Below are 26,186 nucleotides of genomic sequence, written 5' to 3'. Positions count from 1 at the left end.
CGCCGGGCTCTCGGCGTGGTCGCTGCATGCGACCCGGGTACGTGGACCGAGCCGGCATTCACCGGTGCGCCGCCATCCTCGCGGCTGGATCTGTCTCCGGGGGAACCACGTGGAACCCGCTGAACTGAGCGTCGTCGAGACTGTCCATCGAATCCAGTCAGGTCTGGTCGGCGCACGCGAGACGGTCGAGGCGTTCCTGGCCAGGATCGAGGCGCGTGAGAACGCCGTGCAGGCCTGGGCGCGGGTCGATGAGTACGGAGCGCGGCGTCAGGCCGACTTTATCGACGGGTTGTCGGAGTTGGAGAAGGCGGCGCTGCCGCTGTGCGGCGTGCCCGTCGGAATCAAGGACATCATTGCCACTGCAGGTGTTGCCACCACCGCTGGTTCGCGGATCCTCCACGACTGGGTGCCCGACCGCGACGCAGATGTCGTCCGCCGTCTACGGGCTGCGGGTGCCGTCATCCTCGGCAAGACTGCGACGACGGAGTTTGCGGGCGGAGACCCTGCCCCGACGCGGAATCCCTGGGCGGTCAATCACACGCCGGGAGGTTCGAGTGCCGGATCCGCTGCCGCATTGGCGGCCGACATGTGCGCGGCCACGATCGGTACGCAGACGGCTGGATCGATCGTTAGGCCCTCCGCCTACTGCGGAGTCGTGGGTCTGAAGCCGACGTACGGGGCGGTCAGCCGGGACGGCGTCCTCCCCCTCGCGTGGAGCCTCGATCACGCCGGTCCCATGGCGCGGAGCGTCGAGGACGTCGCGGTCGTCTACGACCAGATCGTCGGCGCAGAACCGGTCCCGACGACGGGTCGACCCACGGTGGGTATCCCGGACCGCTATTTCGACAGCGCGTCAGTGGTCCAGGCCGCGGCCCTGGAGTCGACCATCGGCCTCATACAAGCCCTCGGATGGCGTGTGGTTGAGGTTGCTCTTCCCCGGAGCTTTGAGGCAATGGTTGCGGCCGCAGAGGTGGTGCTCCCGGTTGAAACCGCGGCGGCGCACCAGCGTTGGTTCGCCGAAGCGGCTGATGACTACGGACCCAGGCTGCGGGATCTGATCGAAAGTGCGGATCAGGTGTCGGGAACTGACTACGTGAATGCGCAGCGGGTCCGCCGGAGAGGTGCTCAGGAGTTCGCGGCCGTGTTCGACGAGATCGATATCCTGCTCACGCCCAGCGCACCTGATGTCGCCCCTGACAGCGTGCTCTGGACGGGGGACCCGAGGTTCAACCTTCCATTCGCGTCCCTCGGCGTTCCCTCGGTGACCGTGCCGGTACCGGACCCGAATGGGGGGGCGCTTCCGGCGTCGGTTCAGTTGATCGGTATGTGGGGTACGGATCGATGGCTCCTGAGCGGCGCCGCCGAAGTCGAATGCGCCGTGTCCGCCACGGGGTGGAACCTGACGCACCGCCGTGCACGGATCGATGCCGTGCTGTCGACGTCGGCAGCGAAGTAGAAGTTTTGATGGAAGCGAGGCAATGATGGCAGGACGTGACACTAACGACGAGGATCGGCGCAAGGGAGAGGTCTCCTTCATCCGGATCGAGGACGTCACCCCCGTGCCAATCGGCAATGTCACCGTCGCGCACGACCAGGGATGGTCCCGAAACCTGGTGAGCACGCAGGCGTGTGGTAGTCCCGACCTACTGATGTCGAACTTCAGGATGGATCCGTTCCAGCACCATCCGCTGCACACTCATGACAATGTCGGCGAGATCTACTTCATCCTGGAAGGGCGGGCGCGGCTGCAGGTGGGCGACCGCGTGGAGTGGGTGGAGAAGCACACTACTGCTTATATCCCTGCTGGCACGCAGCACGGCATCGACACGGGGCCGGACCCAGTGTCCGTGCTCATCGTGTTCCCGGAGGGCGACTTCGGCAACGTCCACAAGCGGTTCGTGGAACCCGATGCTGAACCGATCCGACCGCCGGGCGAGTGAGAACCGTCGGGGCCGACCGCGAAACGCAGTTGGACGGAATTTTCGTCCGCCCCTAGCCAATCAGTACTAACATGTTAGCATGGCAATAACGCGAGGGCCTGGGTGGCCCTGCCTGAACCGCAGAGGATGCCCACAATGTCAGTTGAGACTCCCAGTCAGAAAATCTTCGAGACGTCCGAAGGGCCGATTCACTATCACGATCTTGGTGGCGACGGTGAACCACTGCTGCTCATTCACGGTGGTGGCGTCGGGGCGAGCGGATGGAGCAACTTCCGCGGCAACGTGGCGGACCTGAGAGATAAGTTCCGGCTGATCATTCCGGACCAGCTGGGCTTCGGATCCTCGCCTGTTCCGAAGGATGAGACCGGTGAGTACCATGCCGTGTCGGCTCGAACTCTGATCGAACTGCTGCGCGGTTTGGGAATATCGAAGGCGCACCTGGTGGGCAACTCGCTGGGTGGTGGTGTCTCGCTCCGTATGGCAATGGCGGCACCGGACCTGGTCGGCAGGATCATCCTTATGGGGCCGTACTTCAAGGGCTTCGGGATGCAACTGCTCGCGCCAGTGGCGCACGGCAACTTCCTGTCCAGGGCCTACTACGACGATCCGACGCCGGAACGGATGGAGCAACTCATCCGCACGTTCGTCCACGACGCAGACGCGCTTCCCAATCTGAAGGAGCTTGTCGACGAGCGCTACAAGCGCACCCTTGAACCTGGAATCGAAAAAGGCTACCGCCGGCAGTCGGTTCCCGGTGATCCGGACCCCGATACTCGCTCTCCGGAGGAAAAGGTTCGCAGCATCAAGCACGAGACGTTGCTGCTGTGGGGGCGCGACGACAACTTCTGCAGCCTGACCGAGGCATTCTTCTTCCTGACTGCGCTCGAGAACTCCGAGTTGGTCGTGTTCCGGAATACCGGGCATTGGGTGCAGGTGGAGAGACAGCAGGAGTTCGCGAGTCATGTGACCGCCTTCCTGTCCCGCTGAACCCTGATTCCGAATACAAGCCGCCACCGCGCGCCCTCCCCATTAATCCCGGAAGGTCCGGCAATGACCCAGATTTCCCTCGAGCAGGACGTCGACGCCCTGTGGGATGCTCGGAACATCGACCGCCAGCTGTACACCAGCCAGGAGGTCTTCGAAAACGAGCAGAAGTACCTGTTCCCGCGCACATGGCAGTTCGCCTGCCTGGTCCACGACTTCAAGAAGACCGGTGATTTCTTCACTGTCACGATCGGCAATCAGCCTGTGATCATCGTGCGTAACGCCGACGGTGAGCTGAATGCCTTTCACAATGCATGCACGCACCGTGGAGCCGTTCTCAACGGAGAGAAGTGCGGCAATTACGGCCGAGTCCTGAAGTGCATGTACCACGCCTGGTCGTTCAACCTGAACGGCCAGCTCATCGCCGTGCCCTACGAGCAGGGATACGGACCCGAGTTCGATCGCAACGATTACAATCTCGCGCCGGTCAAGGTCGACACATTCGGCGATCTGGTGTTCGTCGCGATCGACCCGGAGATCCCGACACTCGACGAGTACCTCGGTGAGATGAAGGAACATCTCGCTCCGTTCGTGAATGGGATCGAGGCCATCGGTCGGAACAGCTGGATCTACAACGGCAACTGGAAGCTGTGGCACGAGAACTTCCGTGATAACTATCACCCGGAGTTCACGCACCGTGCGGTGCACGATCTGATCCCGCACTACGCAGACCGTGGCGCCAACTACGCGCTTGCTCCCGGACACTCGGTTCTGCGTTGGATGGCAGAGGAGCCGAACGTGAAGAGCTACCTGCGAAACATGAAGCGCTACAGCGGTGTCGAGTTCCCCCAGGACTCGAAGACGTCCTTCGAGGAGGAGAACGAGGAGTACGTGGAGGTGCCTGGTTCGGTCCTGGCTGTATTCCCGAACCTCGACATCCAGCCCGGCTCGCCCTCGGTCGGTGCATCGGGACTCGTTCGCGAGGTGCGCAGTGGCTACATCCAGTTCGTCGTCCCGCTCAGCCCCGACAAGGCTCGTGTGGACATCGTCGTCTACTCGTCCACCGACGATGACGAGGCGGAACGTCAGAAGATGCTCAACCACGTCGCTGACAACCAGGGATCCTGGGGCAAGGTCAGTGCTGATGACACCGAGGCTGCCGTCCGCTGCCAGATCGGCGCCGGTGGCACCGGACGTCGCTTCAGTCTTGCGTCACGCGGTTTCAACCCCGGGAACGGTGGTGACAATTCGGAGTCCCGAGACGAGTACTCGTTGCGTGAGTTCTACCGGGTCTACGCCCAGTACCTCGCGAAGCCCGGCAGTGCGCCGGAGACCGACTGACCAGCGGACGGCGAAAAGGACACACGATGACCACTTACATCCGTCTCCCTGTGGAGTTGCGCTGCGAGGTCGAGGACCTGTACTCCCACTATGCCTCGATAATGGACGAGAAGCGTCCCAATGACTGGGTCGCGATGTTCCATCCCGATGCGATCTACCGAGTGGGCACCCACAACAACGTATCGACCACAGGAATGTGGTGGTACACCGATATCGGTGAGATCCTGCTGAAGGAGAGGGCCGCCTATACCAATGGGTATGCGTGGCACAACCTGTCCAAGACCCTCCACCTGATCACCAACCTCAGGGCCAAGGTGACGGAGGAGAGCGCGGTTTCGGTCCAGGCTTATTTCACGCTCTTCGCGGCGGACAAATCCGGCCTCTCCGAACTGCAAGTCGTCGGTCGATATGACGACGTACTGTCTCGCGATGAGAACGGTCAGCTCCGGTTCGTGAGCCACACTGTCGTCATCGACTCCGAGACCGTACCGGGAAACGTCGGCGTGCTCTTCTGAGCAACCCCGCCCGGGCGCAACTACGCCCGGGGCGTTTCTCGCTGTCCGGGGCCGCATGCTGCCCGACAGCGGATGCCGTCACCACCGGTGCGGCGCAGGACAAACAAGAAGGAAGTGACTGTGGTGACGCAGACCGAGGCTTCTGCCCTCAAGCTGAGCAATTTCGTCAATGGCGAGTCAGTGGCCCCGTCGACGACCGATGTCGACTCGATCTTCGACCCGGCGACTGCTGAGGAAATCGCTCTCGCACCACGGTCCACTGCGGAGGACGTCGATGCTGCTGTGAAGGCGGCCCAGGCGGCGTTTCCGAAGTGGGCGGGGCTCACCCCGGGTGAGAGGGCGAACGCACTGTTCAAGATCGCCGACGTCCTCGAGAAGAATGCCGACGAGTTCGCCGAGCTGGAGCGCCGCGATGCCGGGGCGCTCCCGGATGGGTTCCCCGGACAGATCGCCGGGATGACCGACAACCTGCGCTTCTATGCGGGGGCGGGCCGATTGATGGAGGGCAAGGCGGCTGGTGAATACGCCCAAGGCCACACCTCCATGATTCGGCGTGAACCGCTCGGTGTGGCCGCTGGTATCGCCTCCTGGAATTATCCGCTCGCCGTGGCGATTTGGAAGATCGGGGCTCCTCTCGCGGCTGGCAACACGGTTGTCGTGAAGCCGGCCGAGACCACTCCGTTGGCCACCGTGCGTCTGGCCGAATTGTGCGCCGACATTCTGCCGCCAGGCGTCCTCAACGTAGTCTGCGGTGACGGCCGGGTGGGTGAAGCCCTGGTGCGCCACCCCGACGTGTCGGTGGTGTCGCTCACCGGTTCAGTGGAGACGGGCAAGCGAATTGCCGCCACAGCGGCTAAGACGCTGACCCGGTGCCACCTGGAACTGGGTGGCAAGGCTCCTGTCTTGATCTTCGATGACGCCGATGTGGAGGCGGCGCTGGACCACCTAGCCTATTGCTCCTTCTACAATGCTGGCCAGGACTGTACGGCCGCAACGCGACTGCTGGTTCACTCGAATGTCTACGACGATGTCGTCGCTGGACTGGCGAGTCGGACGTCGTGGTTTGTTCCCGGTCCCACGACTTCTCCGGCGACGACGCTGTCGCCGCTTAACTCGGTCCGGCACAGGGCGCGTGTCGAGGACTTCCTCACCAGGGTCACCGACGGTGCGACCCTCGTCACCGGTGGTAACCGGCCGGATCTCCCCGGATACTTCGTGGAGCCCACGATTGTGGCCGACGTCCCGCACAGCCACGAACTCGCGACGAGTGAGATCTTCGGTCCCGTGGTGACGGTGGAGCGGTTCATCGACGAAGACGACGCGGTCAAGTGGGCGAACGCGAACAAGTACGGCCTCGTGTCCTCCGTATGGACCCGTGATGTCGGGCGCGCATTCCGGATGGCTCGCGCGTTGCACACCGGCACCGTGTGGATCAACACGCACCAGGTGCTCGCTTCGGAGATGCCGCACGGAGGCTTCAAGGAGTCGGGGTACGGCAAAGACCAGTCCGCCTACGCCCTGGACGGATACACCGACGTCAAGCACGTGATGGCTTCCCTGGCGTGACGATGCATGCCCGAGAACACCAGAGGAAGGAACGATGATGGGCTCGAGTCTCGGAAAAGACGCCGCACCGGCCGAGGGCTTCCTCCACGGAGTACGCGTGCTCGAGCTCGCCGACGAGCTGGGCGAGTACTGTGGCAAGGTTCTTGCCGGGCTCGGAGCGGATGTGGTGAAGGTCGAGCCGCTCGGTGGTGAGGGGACCCGTGCCTACGGTCCGTTCGCCGGTGATCAGCCGTCGCCCAACCGCAGTCTGTACTTCTGGCACTACAACTTCGGCAAGCGGAGTGTGGTGATCGACCTCGACAGCGAGGACGGTGTCCAGCAGTTCCGTCAGTTGGCGGCGGGCGCTGACGTTGTCATCGACACCCGAAAGAAGGACTACCTCAGCTCGCGAGGTATCGGAGCCGCCGAACTGAGAGAAGCAAAACCGGATCTGGTATACGCACGGATTACCCCCTTCGGGGACGATGGTCCGTGGGCCGACTACCACGGTAGCGACCTCGTTCACCTCGCTCTCGGCGGAGTGATGATGAACTGTGGCTACGATCCGGAGCCGTCGGGTGAGTACGACACCCCGCCGATCGCTCCGCAGATGTGGCAGGCCTATCACATCGTCGGTGAGGTCACGGCGATCCAGACGATTGCCGCGCTGCTGTACGCCCGTCGCACCGGGAAGGGGCAAGATTTGTCGAGCAACGTGCACGACGCGGTCAGCAAGAACACCGAGACCGACCTTCCCGACTGGGTGTACCAGCGTCAGCCGCACCATCGCCAGACCTGCCGGCACTCGTTCGCGAACATCTCTGCGACGGCCATCTCGGCCACCAAGGACGGGCGCTGGATGCTCCCGTACCGCACCTATCTCCCTGGTTTCGTGACGCCGCCGGAGTCTACGCTTGCCGTACTTCAGCGCTACGGGATGGAGATGGACCTTGCCGATCCGAAGTTCTTCGACGTCGATTTTCTGCAGAGGCCGGAGAACGACCTGCATGTAGGCGCGGTCTTGGACCGCCTGATCGCCCGCTTCAAGTTCAACAAGGAACTCTGGCGGGACGGCCAGGAGTTCGGGCTCACCTGGGGCCCGCTGCGTCGTCCAGAGGAGAACGTCGAGGACGAGCACTGGTGGGTGCGCGGCGCTTTCGTCGACGTCCACGAGCCGGAGATCGGTCGTACGGTCACCGAGATCGGCTCGAAGTGGTACTCGCCGAACGTGCCCTGGAAAACGGATCGACGTGCCCCGCGGCTGGGGGAGCACACCGAGGAGATGCTCGCGGAGTTGGCAGTCGCGAAGGCGTCGACAGGGGCGGCCGGAGGGGCCCGGGAAACCGTGACCACCGAGTTGAGTCGATACGGAAAGCCGTTCGCGCTGAACAATGTTCGCGTCGTGGATCTGACGTGGATGCTCGCCAGTGCAGGCGCGGGCAGGTTCTTCACGGCGCTGGGCGCCGACGTCATCAAGGTGGAGCACCGGTCCCGCCCGGATGCCATGCGCACCGGCTCGGGCAAGGTGCCCTATGGGGGCCGCGAAGAACGCGATGCTGCAACCGAACCTCTTGCAACCAAGTACGACCCGAGCGAACTCGACCGCAGTGGAACGTTCATGGAGCTCAATTCCGGGAAGCGGTCGATCAGTCTCAACCTGAAGTCGGACGAGGGTAAGGCGCTGCTCAAGGGGATGATCAAGGACGCGGACTTCGTCATCGAGGGGTATTCGCCGGGGACGCTGGACCGCATGGGGCTCGGGTACGAGGTACTCAAGTCGATCAAGCCCGACATCATTTACGTGCAGCAGTCCGGAATGGGCCAGCATGGCACCTACGGACGGATGCGGAGCTTCGGCCCAACCGCGCAGGCGTTCTCCGGGCTGAGCGAGATGTCCGGTTTCCCCAGTCCGATGGCTCCTGCCGGTATCGGGTACTCCTACCTCGACTGGTTCGGTGCCTATCAGATGGCCACGGCGATGATGGCTGCGCTGTACCGTCGGAACACCACAGGGGAGGGGAGCTGGATCGACTCGTCCCAGGTCGACGCAGGCCTCTACCTCACTGGAACCGCGGTCCTGGACTACACCGTGAACGGCCGGTCCTGGGAGCGCTACGGTAACCGTTCGCCGTACAAGGCGGCGGCGCCGTCGGGTGCGTACCAGACGTGCGGTACCGACCGGTGGATTGCGATCTCGGCGTTCACCGAGGAGCAGTGGCATGCGGTGGTTCGGATCCTCGGGGCGAGGGATGCGGCGTCGGATCCACGATTCGTCGGTCTGGCCGATCGCTTGCGCAATCAGGACGATCTCGATCGGATCGTCGGTGAACTGACCTTGAAGTGGGACGGCTATGAGCTGATGTACGCGCTTCAGGAAGCCGGCGTGCCCGCCGGTGTGTGCCAGACGGCAGAGGATCGCTGTGACTTCGATCCGCAGCTGGCTCACCTCGAATGGCAGGTGGAGGTCGAGCAGCGCGATATCGGCACCTGGCCGGTGCGGGAGGTGCCGGTGAAGTTCTCCGAGACGCCTCCCTACATCGGCGGCTACCTCGACAGGAGCGGACCGTCGTTCGGACAGGACACCGACGACGTTCTCCGTGACCTGCTCGGGCTGGACGCGGAGGCGATCGCGTCGCTGCGTGATCGCGGAGCCGTCTGACCGGACAAACGCAAGGCCTGCGGGCTCGAAGCCGAGATCATCGGCTTCGAGCCCGTCGGCCTTTTGGCAGCAGTGCCGGACCCGGTGGGGCGGTACCGCTGACGAGAGGGGTCAGGCTGGGGGGATGTTCTGATTGGCGGCGAAGACGTTGTCCGGGTCCCATGTCTTCTTCAGACCGGCAAGCCGGTCGTAGTCGGCGCCGTAGATCCGCTTCAGGCGTTCGGTACCCGCGGTCCAGCTCATCGAGTTCAGGGCGCAGGCATCGTCGATGCCCTGGTCCATGGCGAGCACGTCGTCGACGATGCCCTTGACCCAGGCGTCGTCGACCGCATCCATGTCGGCTGTGGCCCGGATTCCTGCGGGACGGATGCTCCAGGCGCTCGCGACCGATCGGGGCTGGACGCTGGGCATATCGGGAGTCTCGGCGATCGCGCCGCTCTGATCGAACAGTTCGATCACTCGACGGCTGCCGGGCATCGCCATGTTGCGCGTGGCGTTCGCCAGGTAGGCGATGACGTCGTTGTCGAGCTCCCGAGCCGAGACGGCATCCATCGAACGGCGGTTCGGCGCAGTCGATTTCCACTGGAAGTGGAGGTCTCGGAAGGTGTCCGGACCGGAGAACTCATGGTCCGGGTTAGCTGCTGCCCGCACTCGGGTCATCTCGGCGGCGGCCTCGGACGTGCCGAGATGGCAGGCGGCGAGCTCCAGAGACGGCCGGCCCCGGAGGCGTGCCGGGATCTGCGGATCCTCCGCGATCTTGAGCCAGGCGAACATGACCAGGTCCCTGGAGGACTCGCTGCGCATCTCGCGCATTGCGCGGAAGCCCTCCTCCAGACGATCCTCGCCCCAGATCATGGTGCAGCTGGTGATGCGAGGTACCACGGGGTGCAGGTGGAGGTCGAGGGATGTCACGACGCCGAAATTCGCGCCTGCGCCGCGCAGAGCCCAGTGCAGTTCGGGTTCGACATCGAACGTGACCCTTACGGTCTGCCCGTCGGCGGTCACCAATGTTGCGGCCAAGATGTTGTCGGCCGACCATCCTGCTCGAGCCCGCAGGTGGCCGAACCCGCCTCCGAGTACCAGGCCGACGCCGGTTGTGGCCATGATGCCGGTGACAGGCGCGAGCCCGTGAGGCGCCGCGGCGTTGTGGAGTGCGCCCGAGGTCTCGCCGGCTGCGACCCGGGCAGTCCGGGATCCGAGGTCAACGGTGATGCCCTGCATCTCGGAGACGTCGATGACGACACCGTTGTGACCGGCGGACAGCCCCGCGTAGTTGCTGCCGGTTGCTCGAACGCTGACCGGCAGTTCGCGCTCGCGCCCCCACCGCAGTGCGGAGGCGACATCGGCGTCGGTGCCACAGCGAGCGATCAGTGCGGGCCGTGTGTCGATGCGGCGGTTGTACATAACTCGTCTGTTGTCGTACTCCCGGTCGGACGGCCAGATCAGCTGGCCGCCGAACCCCGATGGGCCACCGCCGTTCTCGTGGGACATCTCAGGTCGCCTTTCAGCATCCAACGAATAGATGCACGGTACCAGATTTGGACATCATCACCGCCTCTTGTGTGTCAGTTTAAACATTGCTTCCCGACAATGTCGACTATAAAGCTATCAATCGGCGAGAATTTGCACTATTCCGTCTTGACGACGTCAAGCGTGAAACATAAGGTCGAGGAAGGTTGGGAGTGGTGTGAGGTCAGTGTGCTCACCTCCGTCAGCGAGGCACAGGAGTAAAGGCCCGCCGAGAAGATCCGGCGTGGCGGTTGTATATCCAATGAGGAGAGGCGAGCAGTGAAGATCCTGGTCACGGGAGCGAACGGCTTCATCGGTCGGCAGGTGGTAACCAACCTGCTGCAGCGAGGCATCGAGGTCACGGCGTTGGTTCGGAGCGACGCAAAGGGCGCGGCCCTGAGGGAACTCGGCGCAGAGACCGCGATCGGTGACCTCCTTCACAAGGATCGAATGGCCCAGATCATCAGCGGAGTCGACCGCGTGATCCACTGCGGCGCAGCACTTGCGCCGGAGTTCACCGATGCTCAGCGCTTCGAGACCAATGTCAACGGCGTCCGTAATGTCTGCGAGGGTGCGCTCGCTGGTGGCGTGAAGCGAGTGGTGATCGTCGGCTCCATCATGGTTCTGGGCACCCGGAACCTCGACAACGCCACCGAGACCGTCGAGCCGATCGACTCGCGAGACGCCGGCTCGGCATCGAAGGTTGCCGCCGAGTCCGCCGCGAACGAATACCGTCGGCGGGGACTGGATGTCGTGATGGTGCGGCCGTCCCTTGTCTACGGGCCTGGCGATCCATACAACATCCCGTACTTCGTCGACGCGCTCCGGGATGGGTGGTTCACCTTCGTCGGCTCGCGTGACAATGTGGTGCCGATCGTCCATGTCGACGACGTCGCGGACGGCATCGTGCGGGCGGCAGTCGAGTTGAACGCCGAGGGCGTGTACAACATCACGGACGGTTCCCGAACCACGGCGGGTGAGTTCTTCGACTGCATGGCGGAGAATCTCGGGCTGCCCGCGCCGAAGAAGACTGTCCCCTTCATCATTCCGCAGTTGAAGGTCCGCTTCGCGGACCTCATCGGACGTCGCTTCGGCTACGAGCCTCGCCTCGATCCCGTGAACCTTCGCTTCCTCGGCACATCGCGGCACTTCGACGTGAGCAAGTCCAGGGCCGAACTCGGGTACGACCCCAAGGTCGGATACCGGGACGGGATCGCGGACAGCCTTCGGGAACTGCGGAACTCCCGCGCCGGAAGCTGAGCGGTTCGCGATCACCACTTGAACCAAAACCTGGGCATGAGCCCGATCGGAGAAGCTAGATGGCACGCAAACAACTGATCCTGAACATGTTCGCCGGCCTCGGTGGATTCCACATGGGAGCTTGGCGCATGGCCGATCGTGACGGCGATTTGCGTCAGACCTATGACATCTTCACATGGATTGCCAAGGAGGCCGAACGGGGCAAGATGCACGCGTTCTTTTTGGCCGATCGGCTTTGGGTGACCCCAGCCCTGGGTGACGCGCCCGCCGCCTCGATGCACCAGCCGCTGGATCCGATCTCGTTGCTGTCCGCACTGTCCCAGCAGACGCGGCACCTGGGTCTCATCGGTACTCGGAACACCACCTACGGCGAGCCTTACCATCTGGCTCGCGAGTTCGCGACGCTGGATGAAATCAGCGGTGGGCGCGCCGCGTGGAACGTCGTCACGGGAGGTGGGGAGGAGCCGCCGAACTTCGGGCAGACCGATCCGCCCGCACACGCCGAGCGGTATGCGCGCGCGAACGAGTTCGTCGATGCTGTTCGGAGTCTGTGGGATTCGTGGGACGACGACGCGTTCACGTTCGACAAAGAGTCGGGGGTGTACTGGGACAAGAACAAGGTGCACGAACTCAACTTCGAGGGCAAGTACATCAAGGTGCGCGGACCGATCTCCGTGCTTCGCCCGCCGCAGGGCCATCCGCTTCTCGTCCAAGCGGGCACGTCGCCCGATGGCATGGCGCTCGGCGGTCGGGTCGGCGACATGATCTTCGACCTGAGCACCACGCTCGACAAGAACCACGCGACGCGGGCGAAGTTCCGCGACATTGCAGCGTCGAACGGGCGTAACCCGGACCACTGCAAATACATCCCGGATCTCCACATCCTGCTTGGCCGGTCCGAGGCCGAGGCCAAGGACAAGCTCGCCGCACTGGAGGAGAAGGTCGATCCGGTTGCGGCCCTTCCGCAGCTGTCGCAGATCATCGGTATCGACCTGAAGGCAATGCGCCTCGACGATCACCTGCCCGACGACATCCCGGAGACCGCCGGTTACCGTAGCTGGCAGAAGCGCTACATAGAGATGGCCCGCAAGGACAACCTCACCATCGGTCAGCTGGCACGCAAGGCGGTCCAGTTTCCGAGCCAGGTCATCGCGGGCACCGCGGCGACCGTGGCCGACCGGATGGAGGAGTACCTCGAGAACGACGCGGCCGACGGTTTCATGTGCCGCCCGGCAACGCTGCGAACGGTCAGCGACATCGTCGATCTGCTGATCCCTGAGCTCCAGCGTCGCGAGATCTTCCGTCGCGAGTACGTCGACGGCACGCTGCGCGACAACCTCGCACTTCCGCGACCGGAGAGCCGTTACGCCGGCGGTGCGCAGTGACAGGACAACGCTACGCCGCGCCTTTCGTGATTCGCGGCGAGGTTCTCGGCCTCGCCGGGGAACGCGGACTGCAGAAGGACTCGTGGATCCGTATCGCAGGGGAGTCGATCACCGACGTGGGTCGGGGAGAGCCGGGCGGAGCAAAGGCCCTCGATGTCGGTCGCCGCACGATCATGCCCGGTTTTGTCGACACCCACACCCACGCACTGGAGGGGTCGGTCGGTGTGGCGACGATGGTCAACTGTGTCGACAACTGCGGGTCGATCGATGACATGCTGCAGGTGTTGAGCGACAATCTAGGCGAGACGGGCGACGAGGGCTGGTTGCGGGCGCGCGGTCTGCTTTTCATGAATCGGCGCTGGTCGGACGGACACTATCCGACCCGTCACGACCTCGACAGGGTCTCGAAGACCACCCCGATCGCGGTCCAGACCGGGCACCTGACCATGCTGAACTCGAAGGCACTCGAGCTCGTCGAGATCGAGCGGTACCTGGGTGTTGCCGACGGGTCTATGGGGCCGGGAGAGGTCCAATTGGGTCCCGACGGTCGTCCGAACGGCCTGATCAACAATCTGGATGCTCTTCTGCCGTTTCCCGAGCCGGACCCCGACACCGTCGAGGATGCGGTCCGGGCGGGGGTGGAGCGCCTGTTCACGGCGAACGGTGTTACCACGCTGTGCGACATGACCGAATCGCGGTCGTCGTTCGACGCATTGGTGCGACTGATCGATGCCGGTGCAATGGGTACACGCATCGTGTCGTTCCTGATGGTTCCCGGACTACTGAGGCTGGCCGATGGGTTGGCGTGGCGTGAGTTCGGATTGACGGAACGGCCCGGCATGCTCGATATCCGCGGCGTGAAGATGTTCGCCGACGGTGGGTACTCCTCCAGCGACGCCGCAGTGCATTCACCATATTGCGACGATGTGGCACTGGAACCGGGTTCGCTCGGAAAACTCAGCTTCGGGGACGAGCAGCTCGCGGGCATCCTCGAGCAGATCAGCGCCACAGGTGCGCAGCTGGCGATGCATGCCAACGGCGAGCGTGCCCAGCAGCAGATCAGTCGAGTGGCCGCGGGGCTCCCAGCGGTGATGGCCGGTCCCCCCATTCGGCTAGAGCACGCCGGAAACTGGGTGTGGGAACCGACGACGCCCGGCGAGTGGGCGACCGGCAACGCGGTTCCGGTACCACAACCTGCCTTCATCTACACGATGGCGGCCGGGATGCCGCGGCAGCTGGGTGGCTACGGCGCACGGCACGGACGCAGTCCTTACCGAACGCTGATGGAGGCCGGCTGGGACCTTCCAAGCGGTTCGGATTGGTTGTGGTGCTTCGAGGAAGCTGTCACCAACCCCTTCTTCAGTATGTGGTGCACCATGAAGCGTGCCGGCTGGGATGGGGTGGTCATCGACCCGGAGGAGAGCCTCGATCTGGAGAGCTCACTACGTATGCACACTATCAACGGTGTTCGCCTGTTGGGAGAAGAGTCCACCCGGGGTTCTCTCGAGCCGGGCAAGCTGGCGGACTTCATCGTGCTCGACCGAGATATCACGGTGGGAACCACCCCGGACAATGTGAAGGACATTCGGGTCGATCACGTTTTTGCCGGGGGCCGCCTGGTTTACTCCCGCCCCGGCGCCGAGCCGATTGCCGACCGCTTCCTTGACTGAAAAGGTGATCGGACAAGTCGGGGATCGAGCAGTATGCGCGTCGGACCCGCTGTCAGTTCCTACAGAATGGGGTGCGATAGTGTCACGCTCCGTGGACACTCGCCCATATATTCTGTCCAACGAGGACATGTCGCCGCTGGACAAGCGGATCATTCAGGCGCTCCGGATAGACGGACGCCGATCTTTCCGTTCGCTCGCCCACGAGTTGGGTATTGCGCAGCGCCAGATTCGGCATCGAGTCACGGAGCTTCTCGATGCGGGCATCGTCGCCATCACAGTGGTCGGCAATCCGTCGGTCCTTGGCTATCGGGCGACGGCGATCGTCGCGTTGAAGACTGACGGCCGCCGTCCCCTGCCCGATGTGGCGTTGGAGGTTGCCGAGGTCGCGTCGGTCGACTATGTCAATGTGACCTCGGGAAGGTTCGATATCTTCGCACAGCTTGTCGCGCGGGATTTGGAGGGATTACGCCGACAACTCGAGTCGGAGATACTGCTGATCGACGGTGTGGTGAACAGTGAACTGTTTCCCTATCGATACCTCCACTTCTACGAGGCGTTGAGTGACCGTCCTAGTGCATTGGTGAGTCAGGAGAAGGCGAGTGGTGATCTGACGATCGACGGTTTGGACGAGAAGATCATCACGGAGTTGAGTGCTGATGGTCGGATCCCGCTGAGTGAGATTGCGGACAAGGTCGCAACGTCGGAGACCCAGATCCGGCGCCGTCTCAAGCGCCTGACGGATGCCCATGCCATACGAGTGGTCGGTGTTGTCAATCCTGTCACTGCAGGCTACCGAACGATCGCTCGCCTGGGCGTGAAGGTTTCCGCCGGTCATCGGGTCTCCGATGTCGCTGACGCACTGGCTGCGATCCCTGCGATCGCTTACATCGCAGTGTGTATCGGTCGGTACGACATGTTCTGTGAGCTGGTGTGCGTCGACATCGATGAATTGGATGCCGTGCTCGATAACCAGATCCAGCTGACGAAAGGCGTGGAGCGCTGCGAAGCCTTCCTTCACATCGCCCCACTCCTCTACCGTCCGATGCGACCACGACGGAACTCGCATTCCTGAGGGCTGGGGGACCTTATCACCAGTCCGCTGTCAGGAACGTTCGGACGTGGTCGAGGTACTCCGCCGGCCGCTCGTACGGTGGCCAGTGCCCTGTATCGCGCAGCACGGTGAGTCGGCTCCGGGGAAGCAGATTCAGTGCGCGCAGTCCAATTTCGGCGTGGCAGGTCCGGTCGTCGCGGCCCCAGAGCAGCAGGGCCGGGCGGTCGAACGCCATGAGCTCATCCGTGTAGTCGTAACCGCCGCCGTAGCGCATGGTCGCCCTTGCAGCTGCGATGTCGGGCCTGGCGGTGTGATGCGCCAGTAGGTAGGTGATCAGATCGTCGGTGACGAGGCCCGGATCGGCAAGGTGTGACAGTAGATACGCTCTGACGGTAGCCGGAGTGGGATCGGCCTCGGCGGCCATACCCAGGCGTACCCCCTCCTCGTCGCGCGGGCTGATGGAGTACTGGGGTCCACGCACCGAGAGATGGAATCCTCCGACGACCAGGCGGTCGATACGTTCGGGAGACCTAGCCGCGATGCCCAGCGCGCTTTGTGCTCCCTGGGAATTTGCGACGATGTGCGCTCGGTCGATGCCGAGCTCATCCAGTAGCGCGACAGCCGCTTTCCTCTGCAGCGTGTGAATCGTGTCCGAAGCATCGAATGGTCCGGATTTCGTGAAGTTGGGAAGGTCGAGCGCGATGCAGCGGAACTGTTCGGCAAGTGCAGGAAGGACTTTGTGCCATGTGATCCACGCCGTCGTACCGACCCCCCAGGAGTGCAGGAACAGAATCGGATCGCCGGATCCGATGTCGTGGTAGTGCAATGTGCTTCCGAGCGCGCCGGTATACCTACCGGTCTCCACTTCATCTGGGAGTGCCGGTAGTTGTTCTGTGGTCCACATGACGGCGAGTCGGATTCGATCAGGCTTCTTTGATGATGATCGCGTCGGCCGGGCACACACGAGCAGCTTTGCGCACGGACTCGTGCAGTTCCGGTCGGGGTTCGCTGATGAGAATCTCGGCGACGTCCTCGACATCGCTCATCTCGAACACTTCAGGCGAGGCATCCACGCAGTTCCCGTATCCGGCGCATCGGTTCAAGTCGAGGGAGATCTTCATTGTTCTTTCCTTTCGATGTGTCCTGTTCAGGACTTGATGGAGTGATGACCCCACACCGTCGCGGTGTCGTGGGTCGTGACGATCCAGGTGTCGTCGTCGATGAGGATTCCTTCGCAGCCGTACTCCAGCTCGATTCCGCTGGGCGTACGTACGTAGAACGAGAGCATCCGGTCATTGGTGTGACGGCCGAGTGAAGAAGTGAATTCGACGCCGGCCGCGGCGAGGCGGTCCATGGTGAGACCGACCATGTCGCTGTTCTCGACCTGCAGCATGAAATGGTGGTAGCTCGAGGGGCCGGCAACACGGCCGAAGGCGAGTGAATGGTGACGCGGATTGACATGGGCGAATGCCCAGAGATCACCGATCTCGCACAGATCGCTGATCTCGAATCCTAGGAGGTCGATGTAGAACGCCCACGCCGCGTCGAAGTCGTCGAACGTCACCACCATGTGGGAGAAGCCGAGGTCGCCGGGTGATTTGTTGCTGGTGACGAATCGGATACCGGTGGGAGAAACGAACGGATCAGACGGAATTCGCGCGCCCGCGTAAAACTCCAGGAGATTGCCTGCAGGGTCGTGACAGCGCGCCAGCTTCTCGACTCCGCGTTCCACAGCGAGCGTCGGCTCCTCCGTGATGTCAACCCCCGCCTCCTTGACTCGCGCGATGAGGCGATCTAGCGCGGGGACGTCCTTGACTTCCCAGCCGACGAAATTCACGGCGTTGTATCCGTGCTCCACCACAACTCGGAACGCGCGGTCGTCGATCCGCAGCAGAAGTCGTTCGTCGGTCGACTTCGGGTTGATCTGGATGCCGGCGGCGTGTGCGAAGGTCCGCCAGCCGTCCATGTCGTCGGTTGCCAGTCCGAGGTATCCGCAAGCAATGACTTCGCGCATCGATTCACTTTCGTTCGTTGGATGGATCAGGTTTCTGACGTCGTCTCACAGGGTGAGAGCTGCGCGATTCTGCTCGTTGATCATTCGCCGCCGCTTCATGAAACGCGCTACCCAGTTATTGGCGACGACACCGACAATGCGGTCGTCCTGGCGGCACTCGACCACCCAGCGGCCTTCGTCGAACGAGCCCTCGACCAGTACCTGTTCTGAACCGGCTACACCAGCGAATTGCAGGTGCATGTCGTATTGATCGGACCAGAAGTACGGCGCAGCCGTGTACGGCTGTTCGTTCTGCCCCATCAGCGTCCGTGCTGCGTGCTCAGCCTGCTCCACAGCATTGGTCCAATGTTCTACACGTAGGGCGCGACCATACGCGGGATTGAACCAGCGGGACACGTCGCCTGCCGCGACCACATGAGGCCGTCCTCCGACTCGACCGAAGGCGTCGCACATCACGCCGCCATCGATGTCGATGCCGCTGCCTTCGAGCCAACCGGTGGCGGGAAGAACGCCGACTCCGGCCACCACTACCTCGGCCGGGATCTCACGGCCGTCGGTGAACTTCACCGCCTCTACGCGGTCGGTTCCGAGTACTGCCTCGACGCCGACGCCGAGGACGAGGTCGACACCTTCGTCTCGATGACGCTGCATGATGCGCGAGGCGATATCGCCTCCGAGTTGGCGGCTCAACGGGACTTCAGCGAAGTCGGCAAGTGTGACATCGAGGTCCCGCTGTCGGCAGACAGCAGCGATCTCACTTCCGATGAAGCCGGCGCCGATGGCGGCAACCCGCGGCTTGCTTTCGAGGAGTTTCTCGAGAGCCCGGCAGTCCTCGATACTGCGGATGGTGACAACACCCGGAAGGTCGCCCCCTGGGCAGGGGAGCGGGCGGACGGACGTTCCTGTCGCGATCATCAGGTCGTCGAAGTTGCGCTTCTCACCGTTGGAGAGCGTGAGGGTGTTGGAATCGAGGTCGAGACCTATGGCGGCAGTGCCGAGGACCAATTCGGCGTCAATCTCCTCGAACGGGCGAAGGCGTGCCTCCTCCTCGGTCCACTTTCCGGACAGAACTTCCTTCGACAGCGGAGGACGGTCGAAGGGCGGAAAGTGCGTTTCCGCTCCAACCAGCGTCAGCGCTCCGGTATGCCCGGCGCGACGCAGTTCCTCGGCGCCCCGCAAGCCCGCAAGCGAGGCACCCACGATGATGACATTTCGTAGAGCAGTCACATGTAACATGTTAGCTAGAGAGGGCCGATTGTGGAACCCCGAGTTCCCGAACTGAGTCACCATATTCGGTGAGATGGAGGGAGAGCGTCGCGGCGCTCGCTTTCCGAGCGGCAAACGTCCACACAGATTGCCCAGGCGTGGACCTGTGCTGACGGCCTGGGCAAGGTTGTCGAGCCTGATGAGAACGCTAGGCAGTTGATGTAGGAGTACCACCAGGCGGTTCTCTTCGGATGGCGCACTCGCCTCTGCTGGAGCGGCTGTGCGAACAGTGTTGAGACCTTGTGACTTTTGCCGGGATAGCCAGCGCCGCCCGAAGGTGAACGGCCCTGGGCACGTCGGAGGTGGGGCAGGTACCCTACTGGCATGTTAGCAATGCGACGCATTGACTTGCGTAACCGGCCCGACAAGGAGCGCCCCTGGCCGTCGGCGCTTGACGTGCCACGGCCCACCTTCGACGTCCGTTCTGTACTTCCCGCCGCCAGCCAGTTGAGCGAGGCTGTTCGGGAACGTGGCGACGCAGCCGTCCGAGACGCCCGGCGCCGGTACGACGATGTGGACTCCACTCCACTGCGCGTCCCTGCCGACGCGTTCGAGAGCGCACTCGCTTCTGCGAGTCCGGAGGAACTGTCGGTTCTCGAGGAAGCAGAGAAGCGGCTCCGCCGGGCAAGTCAGTCCGAACTCCGGCGTCGCACATCGACGGAGATGGGGCACGGAGCCCGGGTTGTCCAACGCAACGTCCCAATCGATCGGGCTGGCATCTACATTCGTCGCTCGTCGTCTTCGGCCCTGCTCAGCGTCCTCGCTTCCGTGGTTCCGGCACAGGTGGCGGGCGTACCGTCGATCGCTCTCGCCGCCCCACCGGAGGCGTCGTCCGGATTACCGCACCGCCGAGTCTTGGCCGCATGCGGGTTTCTCGGTGTGGACGAGGTCTATGCAGTGGGGGGGTCCGCGGCGATTCCGATGTTTACTCACGGCACGGAATCGTGTCGGCCTGCAAAGGTGATCGCCGGTCGTGGAAACGAACGCACCACCGCCGCCAAGTGGGTTGCTGCCCTAGAGGTGGCTGTCGATCCCGAGGGCGGACACGGCGAGTTACTCGTTCTCGCCGACCGGTGGTCCGACGCCAACTTCATCGCGGCCGACCTGGTCAGCCGAGCAGCGCGGGACCCTCACGGGTCGCTGGTGCTGGTCACACCCACCGACTGGTTCGCCGACGACGTCGAGAAGCAGATCGAGCGCCACTTGGACCGCACCGGCGCGCGCGAGTCGCTGCGCGCTGTGCTCGCCTCTCCGAACTCGGCGATCGTGCTGGTGGACGATATGGAGGACGGGATTGAGGTGGTCAACCATTACAGTCCGCAGTTCCTCGAGATCCACTCGGTGTACGCGTGGTCGTACGCTGACCGGATTCGCAACGCCGGTGCGGTGTATGTCGGTCCGTTCTCCCCGGTCGGCACTGCGCACTACCGCAGCGGCCCTGGCACGGTCGTGCCGGCCGGTGGATGGGCGGACCGCTCGTCAGCGTTGTCTGTTCGCACTTTCCAGCGCACCATGCATGTCGTCGACTACACACGCGACGCCCTCGAAGAGAACCTCGGTGTGACCGCGACCTGGGCGGCCCTCGATAACCGAGCGGTGGACGCGGAGGCACTGGTGACGCGTTTCGAGGCATCGTGGGCTAGGGTACGCGCTGCGATCGAGGAGGAGGGCGTGCCAGAAGGGGCGGTACCCGAGGACTACGCCGACGCCTATCGCTATTGGTGACGAATCGATGATGCCGATGCCCTCGGACCGTAAAGGCATCGGCATCACACGTTCCGACGTGTCGGAGTCAGCCGCGCCGCAGGATGAGGGACGACTCTCCGTCCTCTGCTGATACCAAGCCGATCTCAGCGTCACGAACCTGTCGGCAACGAGAGCGGTCGAAGTCGTGTCCACCGTCGCACAGATCGTCCGCAACACCGTTCGGACGCAGCTGCTGGACGGCCTCCACAACATGGTTAAGGCCGCCGGCATGTCCTTCGGACAGCAATCCACCCGAGGTGTTGACGGGCGTGGCCCCGTCCAGGGTGTGGTTCCCGGCTGCGGCCCAGGCGCCGAACTCACCCTCGGGCGACAGCCCGAATCCCTCGATGTGCAGTAGACACGAGCCGGTAAACGGATCGTACAGTTGAGCGAAGTCGAGGTCCGCAGCGCTGATACCCGCCCGGGCGTACAGATCTGTCACCACCTCTGGACGGTTCATCGACCAGAACGGTGTGTCGCTCGGCCGCAGGCCACCCCCGATCGCTTCGATGACTACTGCGCCCTGACGGAGATCTCGTGCGCGTTCGGCGCTCGTGACGATGATCGCCTGTCCGATGTCGCTTTGAAGGCAACAGTCGAGCAGGTGGTAGGGATCGACGATGATCGGGGAGGACTGATGATCGTCGATAGTGATCCGGTTGCGCATTTGGGCCTTGGTGTTGACCGCTGCGTTGTCTCGCTGAGTAACAGCAATCCGGGCGAGGTCGACACTAGTGGTGCCGTATCGCGCCATGTGCGCGGTCATCCGTGGTCCGAACAGTGTGCCGGCATGAAAATGCCCGAAGGGCAGGCGCCACTGATCGATCGATCCACCGGAGACCTCGGTCGCGGGCGCGGGGCGTTCGCTACGCCCGTTGACTGCGCGATACACGAGAACTGCCTTGCAGATTCCGGCATGAACCGCCATCGCTGCATTGGCGACAACTCCGCAAACGTTGAATCCACCGACGCCGTCATACGACTGGTAACGCATGTTCTCGATGCCGAGGGCGCGGGCGACCTCGCTCGGGATGACCGTGTCTTGGATCGGACCCCAGTTCATCGTGGCGACGCCGTCGATGTCATCGACGCTCAGACCCGCGTCCTCGAGCGCGGCGAGGCCGGCCTGGCACGCGAGTTCCAGTCGGGTGCGACCCGCCGCCTTGGAGAATTCCGTTGAGCCGACGCCGGCGATGGCGGTCTTTCCCTCGATCACTGGGGTCCCTCCCCACGGTGTGACTGTCCCGTTCGCGACGGGCGGAACAATGGCACCGTGACTTCGTCTCGATCCTCGAACAAGACCTCCACCTCCATATCGACGCTGACCACCTCGACCGGACAGTCAACGAGGTTGCTGATCATCACCGCGCGGTTATCGCACCCGTCCAGGCGAACGTGCGCCACTACATAGGGAACGTCGCCGGTGAAAGCGGCATGGAATGCTCGATGCAGGACCACGAATGAAGCCACCCGCCCGGTGCCGGGGACTTGCTCCCACTCCGCGGACCAAGACTGACAACCTGGGCAGACCGGGCTGGGTGTCCACCGCCATCGCCGGCAATTGTTGCAGCGTTGGACGACGAGCCGGTGTTCTCGGCAGGCGTCCCAGAACGGCCGGCTGGTGTGATCCGTCACCGGAACCGGTTTGGGCTCCGGAGGTGCAGTGGTGTTCATGGGCAGTTCCTCTCGTGTCGTGCTGACCGCGGAGTGATCGCCGCCAGCGCATCGCTCATTCGCTGACAATGACTGCGAGTCGTTCGGCGTCGCTGCGGATGTGACCTGACAGCAACTGAGCAGCCCGATAGTGGTCCAGGTCCTCGAAGGCCTCGACGATGACCTCGTGTTCGGTAGCGATGCTGGGAGCGTCCTGGTACTCGTCGGCGGCGTTCGACAGGATTGTCAGATACAGTCGGAGTTCGTTGGCGAGGGAGTCGAATGCACTGTTGAGGCGGTCGCTCCCGGCAGAATGAACGACAGCTTTGTGAAACGCGAGGTCGGCGACTATCACGGATGCCGAATCGCCACTGTCGAGTGCTACGACGAGGTCATCGTATGCCGTGCGGATCGAGCTGGCGGCCTGTCCGGGGGCTCCGCTGAAAGCCGCGCCGACTTCGATGACATGACGCGCCGCATACAGGTCGAGGACATCGCTGGCGGAAGGGGCCCGAACCACGCCTCCACGGTTGCGTTCGTGCCGAACGAGGCCCTCGAGTTCGAGTCGTCGAATCGCCTCTCGCACCGTCGTTCGGGAAACGCCCAGTTCTCCGGCGACCTGGGCCTCTTTCAGTGGTCGCCCCGGAATGAGCGCGCCTGCGAAGATCCGGTCCCTGAGTCGCTCGGCCACTAGCGTCGAGGCACCCAACGGCTCGGGGGATTCCCCTGGACTTGGCACGACCCTCCTCGGATTCGGTCGGGTTCTCGCGTCGACAGTTGTGCGGAGGATGGAAGAAGGCCGCCGCGCGCTACTGACCTGTTACCCGTTAGCATGTTAGCTCTGATTGTACTACAGTTCGGTTCGTGAACACGTCATCGCTTTGGCATCCCCAGGCTCATATGCCCACCACTGCTGCCGATCCCCTGGTGATCGCCCGAGGAGAAGGCGCTTACGTCGAGACCGAGCAAGGGCAGCGACTCCTCGATGCGACAGCAGGTCTGTGGCATGTCAACATCGGCCATGGCCGCGAGGAAGTTGCCGATGCCGCCGCAGCCCAGATGAAGAAGCTGGAGACCTACCATCTCTTCGGGCGATTTGCGAACCGTCCCGCCTTGGAACTGGCGGACCGCGTCACTGCGCTGGGCCCGATCGAGAACGCGAAGGTCTTTTGGACCAGCGGTGGTTCCGACTCGGTCGAACTTGCCTCGAAGCTCTCCCGTCTGCACTGGCAGCTCGAGGGGCGCAAGGACAAGCTCACGATCGTGAGCCGCCACAACGCCTATCACGGCCTCCACGGGTTCGGTACCAGTATCGCCGGGATTCCGCCCAACCGTGCTGACTACGGCACTGATTCGCTTGTTCCGGAGACACTTCGGGTTGCTCACAGCGACCTGGCGGCCGTCGAGGCGGAGATCGACCGGATCGGTCCGGACCGTGTTGCGGCGATCTTTGCCGAGCCCATCATCGGAACCGGCGGAGTGATCACGCCCCCCGTTGGATATCTCGCCGGCCTGCAGCGACTCTGCCGTCAGCACGACATCCTGTTCGTAGTCGACGAGGTCATCACCGGATTCGGTCGGGTCGGAACGCTGTTCGCCAGTGAGCGGTTCCAGCTCGAGCCGGATCTCGTCCTCATGGCGAAGGGCATCACGTCCGGCTATGCGCCGCTCGGTGGCGTGCTGGTCGCGCCGCGGGTGTGGCGCCGATTCTTCGAGGGTGACGACGCACCGATGTTCCGCCACGGCATCACGTACTCGGGTCATGCCACAGCCTGCGCCGTTGCGATGGCGAACCTGGACATCCTCGAGCGCGAGAACCTGGTGGATCGGGTTGCGTCGCTGGAAGCGGTGCTGCGCACCGAGGTCGCGACACTCGCCCACAGTCCGTTGGTCGCCGAGGTGCGTTGCGGCGCAGGCTTCATGGCTGGAATTCGCCTGAACCCCGAGGTCCCTGGCGCCAAGGTTGCCGACCGAATTCTCGACCGTGGCGTGATCACCCGCGTGCTGGTGGACAACGTGCTGCAGATCTGCCCACCCTTCGTCATCGAACCGAAGGAAATCGCCGACATGGTCAAGGTGTTCGCAACAGTTCTCGACGAAATGGCGGTCTCGGTATGACCGCGACGAACCGTATGGCACTCGGTGCGGAGCAGTCCGATGCCCTCGCCAATGTGCAGACAGGGCTTCTGATCGGCGGCTGGCGCACAGTGCTCGAGAAGTTGCCGGTGGAAAACCCGGCGACGGGCAAGGTCATCGCCGAAGTTGCCGACGGAACCGCCGACGACGGAGTTGAGGCGCTGGATGCGGCCGTTCGCGCGCAGAGGGGCTGGGCGGCGACGACGGCACGTTACCGCGCCGATGTTCTGCACCATCTCTATGCCGCTGTGATCGAGTCGCGTGAGGAACTCGCCCTCCTGATCACCACGGAGATGGGCAAGCCGCTCGCCGAGGCACGCGGTGAGGTCGACTACGCGGCGGATTACGTACGCTGGTATGCCGAGGAGGCCGTGCGACTGGACGGGCGCTCTCTGACTACGCCGAACGGCCGGTCCGAGGTCGTTACCTACCGCGGTCCGGTTGGTCCGTGCTTGCTGATCACACCGTGGAATTTTCCGCTGGCGATGGGGTTGCGCAAGGTCGCTCCTGCTCTCGCAGCCGGATGCACGGTGGTGTGGAAGCCGGCCGACTTGACGCCGCTTACCGCCCTGCGCGCAGCGTCCCTCATGCTGGAAGCCGGAGTGCCGGAGGGCGTTGTCAACGTCGTCACCACCACCGATGCTGCTTCTTTCTCGGCAACGGTGATGGCCGACCCGCGACTGCGCAAGGTGTCTTTCACCGGGTCCACGCCAGTGGGCCGGCGGCTGCTGGCCCAGGCGTCGGAGGGGGTGTTGAAGTCGTCGATGGAGCTCGGCGGAAACGCGCCGTTGCTGGTCCTCGAGGACGCCGACGTCGATCGCGCGGTGGAGGGCGCGTTCGTCGCGAAACTGCGGAACGGTGGCCAGTCCTGTGTGGCAGCCAATCGCATGTATGTCCATGAAAAGGTCGCCGACGCCTTCGTCGAGGCTTTCGCAGCTCGGGTCGCACGGGTCGCGTTCGGCAACGGCATGGACGCGGCGACGGACCTGGGTCCGCTCATCGACGGGCGAGCCGTCGACAAGGTGGCCGGGCTGGTCACCGATGCGGTCGCGCGTGGGGCGAAAGTGCTCGCCGGCGGGGTTGTTCCCGACGGCCCGGGCTACTTCTACCCAGCCACGGTCCTCGATCACGTAGCTCCCGGTTCGCGACTCCTCGGGGAGGAGATCTTCGGGCCCGTCGCACCGATCGTGCGCTTCCAGGACGAGGGAGAGGCGATCCTTCATGCGAACGCGACCCCGTTCGGTTTGGCGGCATATCTGTTCACGGAAAACGGCGACCGCGCCCGACGTGTCGCCGCCGCCCTGGACGCAGGCATGGTCGGAGTGAACCAGGGTGCGATCTCCGATGCTTCCGTGCCGTTCGGTGGTGTCAAGCAATCCGGGCTGGGGCGAGAGGGCGGCGCCGAGGGCATCGAGGACTACACCGAGCTGAAGTTCGTCTCCACGCCGTCCGTGCGGTAAACGCCGACGCTCGTCGGCCGTTGTGCTCTCCAACGCGGGGGACGACGGTCGA

Annotated in this window: 23 protein-coding genes and 1 pseudogene; 15 read left to right on the top strand and 9 right to left on the bottom strand. The window is 63.6% G+C overall.

From position 1 onward, the window contains the following. Positions 1-109: 109 nt before the first annotated feature. The 7 genes from ACQPZ2_RS29950 to ACQPZ2_RS29920 all read left to right on the top strand — a co-directional run bounded on the left by ACQPZ2_RS29950 (position 110) and on the right by ACQPZ2_RS29920 (position 8,984). Entirely contained in the window at positions 110-1,456 is a 1,347-nt protein-coding gene (locus tag ACQPZ2_RS29950) for an amidase (protein WP_433521520.1), read from the top strand. 22 nt (positions 1,457-1,478) lie between these two features. Then, positions 1,479-1,940, top strand: a complete 462-nt coding sequence (locus ACQPZ2_RS29945; RefSeq protein WP_433521519.1) for a cupin domain-containing protein — start codon at positions 1,479-1,481, stop codon at positions 1,938-1,940. Positions 1,941-2,075: 135 nt separating this feature from the next. Beyond that, entirely contained in the window at positions 2,076-2,927 is an 852-nt protein-coding gene (locus tag ACQPZ2_RS29940; protein ID WP_433521518.1) for an alpha/beta fold hydrolase, read from the top strand. A 63-nt stretch (positions 2,928-2,990) separates the two neighbouring features. Further along, positions 2,991-4,265, top strand: coding sequence for an aromatic ring-hydroxylating oxygenase subunit alpha (locus ACQPZ2_RS29935; RefSeq protein ID WP_433521517.1), 1,275 nt, complete (start codon positions 2,991-2,993; stop codon positions 4,263-4,265). Positions 4,266-4,291: 26 nt separating this feature from the next. Further along, positions 4,292-4,780: an aromatic-ring-hydroxylating dioxygenase subunit beta gene (locus ACQPZ2_RS29930; RefSeq protein WP_433521516.1), complete on the top strand. Its 489-nt coding sequence runs from the start codon at positions 4,292-4,294 to the stop codon at positions 4,778-4,780. Positions 4,781-4,900: 120 nt separating this feature from the next. Beyond that, the gene (locus ACQPZ2_RS29925; RefSeq protein ID WP_433521515.1) at positions 4,901-6,346 is read left to right on the top strand and encodes an aminobutyraldehyde dehydrogenase; all 1,446 of its coding nucleotides are present in this window, start codon (positions 4,901-4,903) and stop codon (positions 6,344-6,346) included. Positions 6,347-6,380: 34 nt separating this feature from the next. After that, positions 6,381-8,984 (top strand): CaiB/BaiF CoA transferase family protein, encoded by a 2,604-nt coding sequence (locus ACQPZ2_RS29920; RefSeq protein ID WP_433521514.1) that lies wholly within the window; start codon positions 6,381-6,383, stop codon positions 8,982-8,984. Positions 8,985-9,095: 111 nt separating this feature from the next. Here ACQPZ2_RS29920 and ACQPZ2_RS29915 read toward each other — a convergent pair whose 3' ends face one another. Further along, a complete protein-coding gene (locus ACQPZ2_RS29915; RefSeq protein WP_433527558.1) occupies positions 9,096-10,388 on the bottom strand; it encodes an FAD-binding oxidoreductase in 1,293 nt (430 codons plus the stop codon). A 384-nt stretch (positions 10,389-10,772) separates the two neighbouring features. On the opposite strand from ACQPZ2_RS29915, the gene ACQPZ2_RS29910 reads away from it, so the two are divergent. The 4 genes from ACQPZ2_RS29910 to ACQPZ2_RS29895 all read left to right on the top strand — a co-directional run bounded on the left by ACQPZ2_RS29910 (position 10,773) and on the right by ACQPZ2_RS29895 (position 15,880). After that, the gene (locus ACQPZ2_RS29910; RefSeq protein ID WP_433521513.1) at positions 10,773-11,753 is read left to right on the top strand and encodes an NAD-dependent epimerase/dehydratase family protein; all 981 of its coding nucleotides are present in this window, start codon (positions 10,773-10,775) and stop codon (positions 11,751-11,753) included. Between the two features lie 59 nt (positions 11,754-11,812). Next, on the top strand, positions 11,813-13,138 hold the full coding sequence (locus ACQPZ2_RS29905; protein WP_433521512.1) for an NtaA/DmoA family FMN-dependent monooxygenase: 1,326 nt from the start codon (positions 11,813-11,815) through the stop codon (positions 13,136-13,138). Continuing rightward, positions 13,135-14,808, top strand: a complete 1,674-nt coding sequence (locus ACQPZ2_RS29900; RefSeq protein WP_433521511.1) for an amidohydrolase — start codon at positions 13,135-13,137, stop codon at positions 14,806-14,808. Before ACQPZ2_RS29905 ends, ACQPZ2_RS29900 begins: the two co-directional genes overlap by 4 nt. 91 nt (positions 14,809-14,899) lie before the next feature. Then, entirely contained in the window at positions 14,900-15,880 is a 981-nt protein-coding gene (locus ACQPZ2_RS29895) for an Lrp/AsnC family transcriptional regulator (protein WP_433521510.1), read from the top strand. Between the two features lie 16 nt (positions 15,881-15,896). On the opposite strand, the gene ACQPZ2_RS29890 is transcribed toward ACQPZ2_RS29895, so the two are convergent. The 5 genes and pseudogenes from ACQPZ2_RS29890 to ACQPZ2_RS29870 all read right to left on the bottom strand — a co-directional run bounded on the left by ACQPZ2_RS29890 (position 15,897) and on the right by ACQPZ2_RS29870 (position 19,163). Continuing rightward, positions 15,897-16,763 carry an alpha/beta fold hydrolase gene (locus ACQPZ2_RS29890; RefSeq protein WP_433521509.1) on the bottom strand — a complete coding sequence of 289 codons (867 nt, stop codon included), beginning with the start codon at positions 16,761-16,763 and terminating at the stop codon, positions 15,897-15,899. Between the two features lie 19 nt (positions 16,764-16,782). Then, entirely contained in the window at positions 16,783-16,980 is a 198-nt protein-coding gene (locus tag ACQPZ2_RS29885) for a ferredoxin (protein ID WP_433521508.1), read from the bottom strand. 26 nt (positions 16,981-17,006) lie between these two features. Beyond that, positions 17,007-17,696, bottom strand: coding sequence for a VOC family protein (locus tag ACQPZ2_RS29880; RefSeq protein WP_433527557.1), 690 nt, complete (start codon positions 17,694-17,696; stop codon positions 17,007-17,009). A gap of 21 nt (positions 17,697-17,717) precedes the next feature. Continuing rightward, positions 17,718-17,873 (bottom strand): annotated as a pseudogene (locus ACQPZ2_RS29875) (2,3-dihydroxybiphenyl 1,2-dioxygenase); the annotation flags it as partial. Between the two features lie 45 nt (positions 17,874-17,918). Then, a complete protein-coding gene (locus ACQPZ2_RS29870; RefSeq protein ID WP_433521507.1) occupies positions 17,919-19,163 on the bottom strand; it encodes an NAD(P)/FAD-dependent oxidoreductase in 1,245 nt (414 codons plus the stop codon). Between the two features lie 300 nt (positions 19,164-19,463). Between ACQPZ2_RS29870 and hisD the strand changes: the two genes are divergently transcribed. Further along, positions 19,464-20,864 carry a histidinol dehydrogenase gene (gene hisD / locus ACQPZ2_RS29865; protein ID WP_433521506.1) on the top strand — a complete coding sequence of 467 codons (1,401 nt, stop codon included), beginning with the start codon at positions 19,464-19,466 and terminating at the stop codon, positions 20,862-20,864. A 67-nt stretch (positions 20,865-20,931) separates the two neighbouring features. Here hisD and ACQPZ2_RS29860 read toward each other — a convergent pair whose 3' ends face one another. Then, positions 20,932-21,651 carry a thiolase family protein gene (locus ACQPZ2_RS29860; protein ID WP_433521505.1) on the bottom strand — a complete coding sequence of 240 codons (720 nt, stop codon included), beginning with the start codon at positions 21,649-21,651 and terminating at the stop codon, positions 20,932-20,934. Positions 21,652-21,675: 24 nt separating this feature from the next. On the opposite strand from ACQPZ2_RS29860, the gene ACQPZ2_RS29855 reads away from it, so the two are divergent. Further along, complete coding sequence (locus ACQPZ2_RS29855) at positions 21,676-22,065, top strand: hypothetical protein (RefSeq protein ID WP_433521504.1); 390 nt, start codon at positions 21,676-21,678, stop codon at positions 22,063-22,065. Positions 22,066-22,097: 32 nt separating this feature from the next. Here ACQPZ2_RS29855 and ACQPZ2_RS29850 read toward each other — a convergent pair whose 3' ends face one another. Next, on the bottom strand, positions 22,098-22,559 hold the full coding sequence (locus ACQPZ2_RS29850; protein WP_433521503.1) for a Zn-ribbon domain-containing OB-fold protein: 462 nt from the start codon (positions 22,557-22,559) through the stop codon (positions 22,098-22,100). A gap of 55 nt (positions 22,560-22,614) precedes the next feature. Further along, positions 22,615-23,277: a GntR family transcriptional regulator gene (locus ACQPZ2_RS29845; protein ID WP_433521502.1), complete on the bottom strand. Its 663-nt coding sequence runs from the start codon at positions 23,275-23,277 to the stop codon at positions 22,615-22,617. 125 nt (positions 23,278-23,402) lie between these two features. Between ACQPZ2_RS29845 and ACQPZ2_RS29840 the strand changes: the two genes are divergently transcribed. Beyond that, a complete protein-coding gene (locus tag ACQPZ2_RS29840) occupies positions 23,403-24,656 on the top strand; it encodes an aspartate aminotransferase family protein (protein WP_433521501.1) in 1,254 nt (417 codons plus the stop codon). After that, positions 24,653-26,134, top strand: coding sequence for an NAD-dependent succinate-semialdehyde dehydrogenase (locus ACQPZ2_RS29835; RefSeq protein ID WP_433521500.1), 1,482 nt, complete (start codon positions 24,653-24,655; stop codon positions 26,132-26,134). Before ACQPZ2_RS29840 ends, ACQPZ2_RS29835 begins: the two co-directional genes overlap by 4 nt. Positions 26,135-26,186: the final 52 nt, after the last annotated feature.

The organism is Nocardia pseudovaccinii (assembly GCF_050942345.1).
Classification (GTDB): Bacteria; Actinomycetota; Actinomycetes; order Mycobacteriales; family Mycobacteriaceae; genus Nocardia; species Nocardia pseudovaccinii.
The sequence above is the reverse complement of the archived record's forward strand: the minus strand, read 5'-3'. Positions and strand labels throughout refer to the sequence as shown.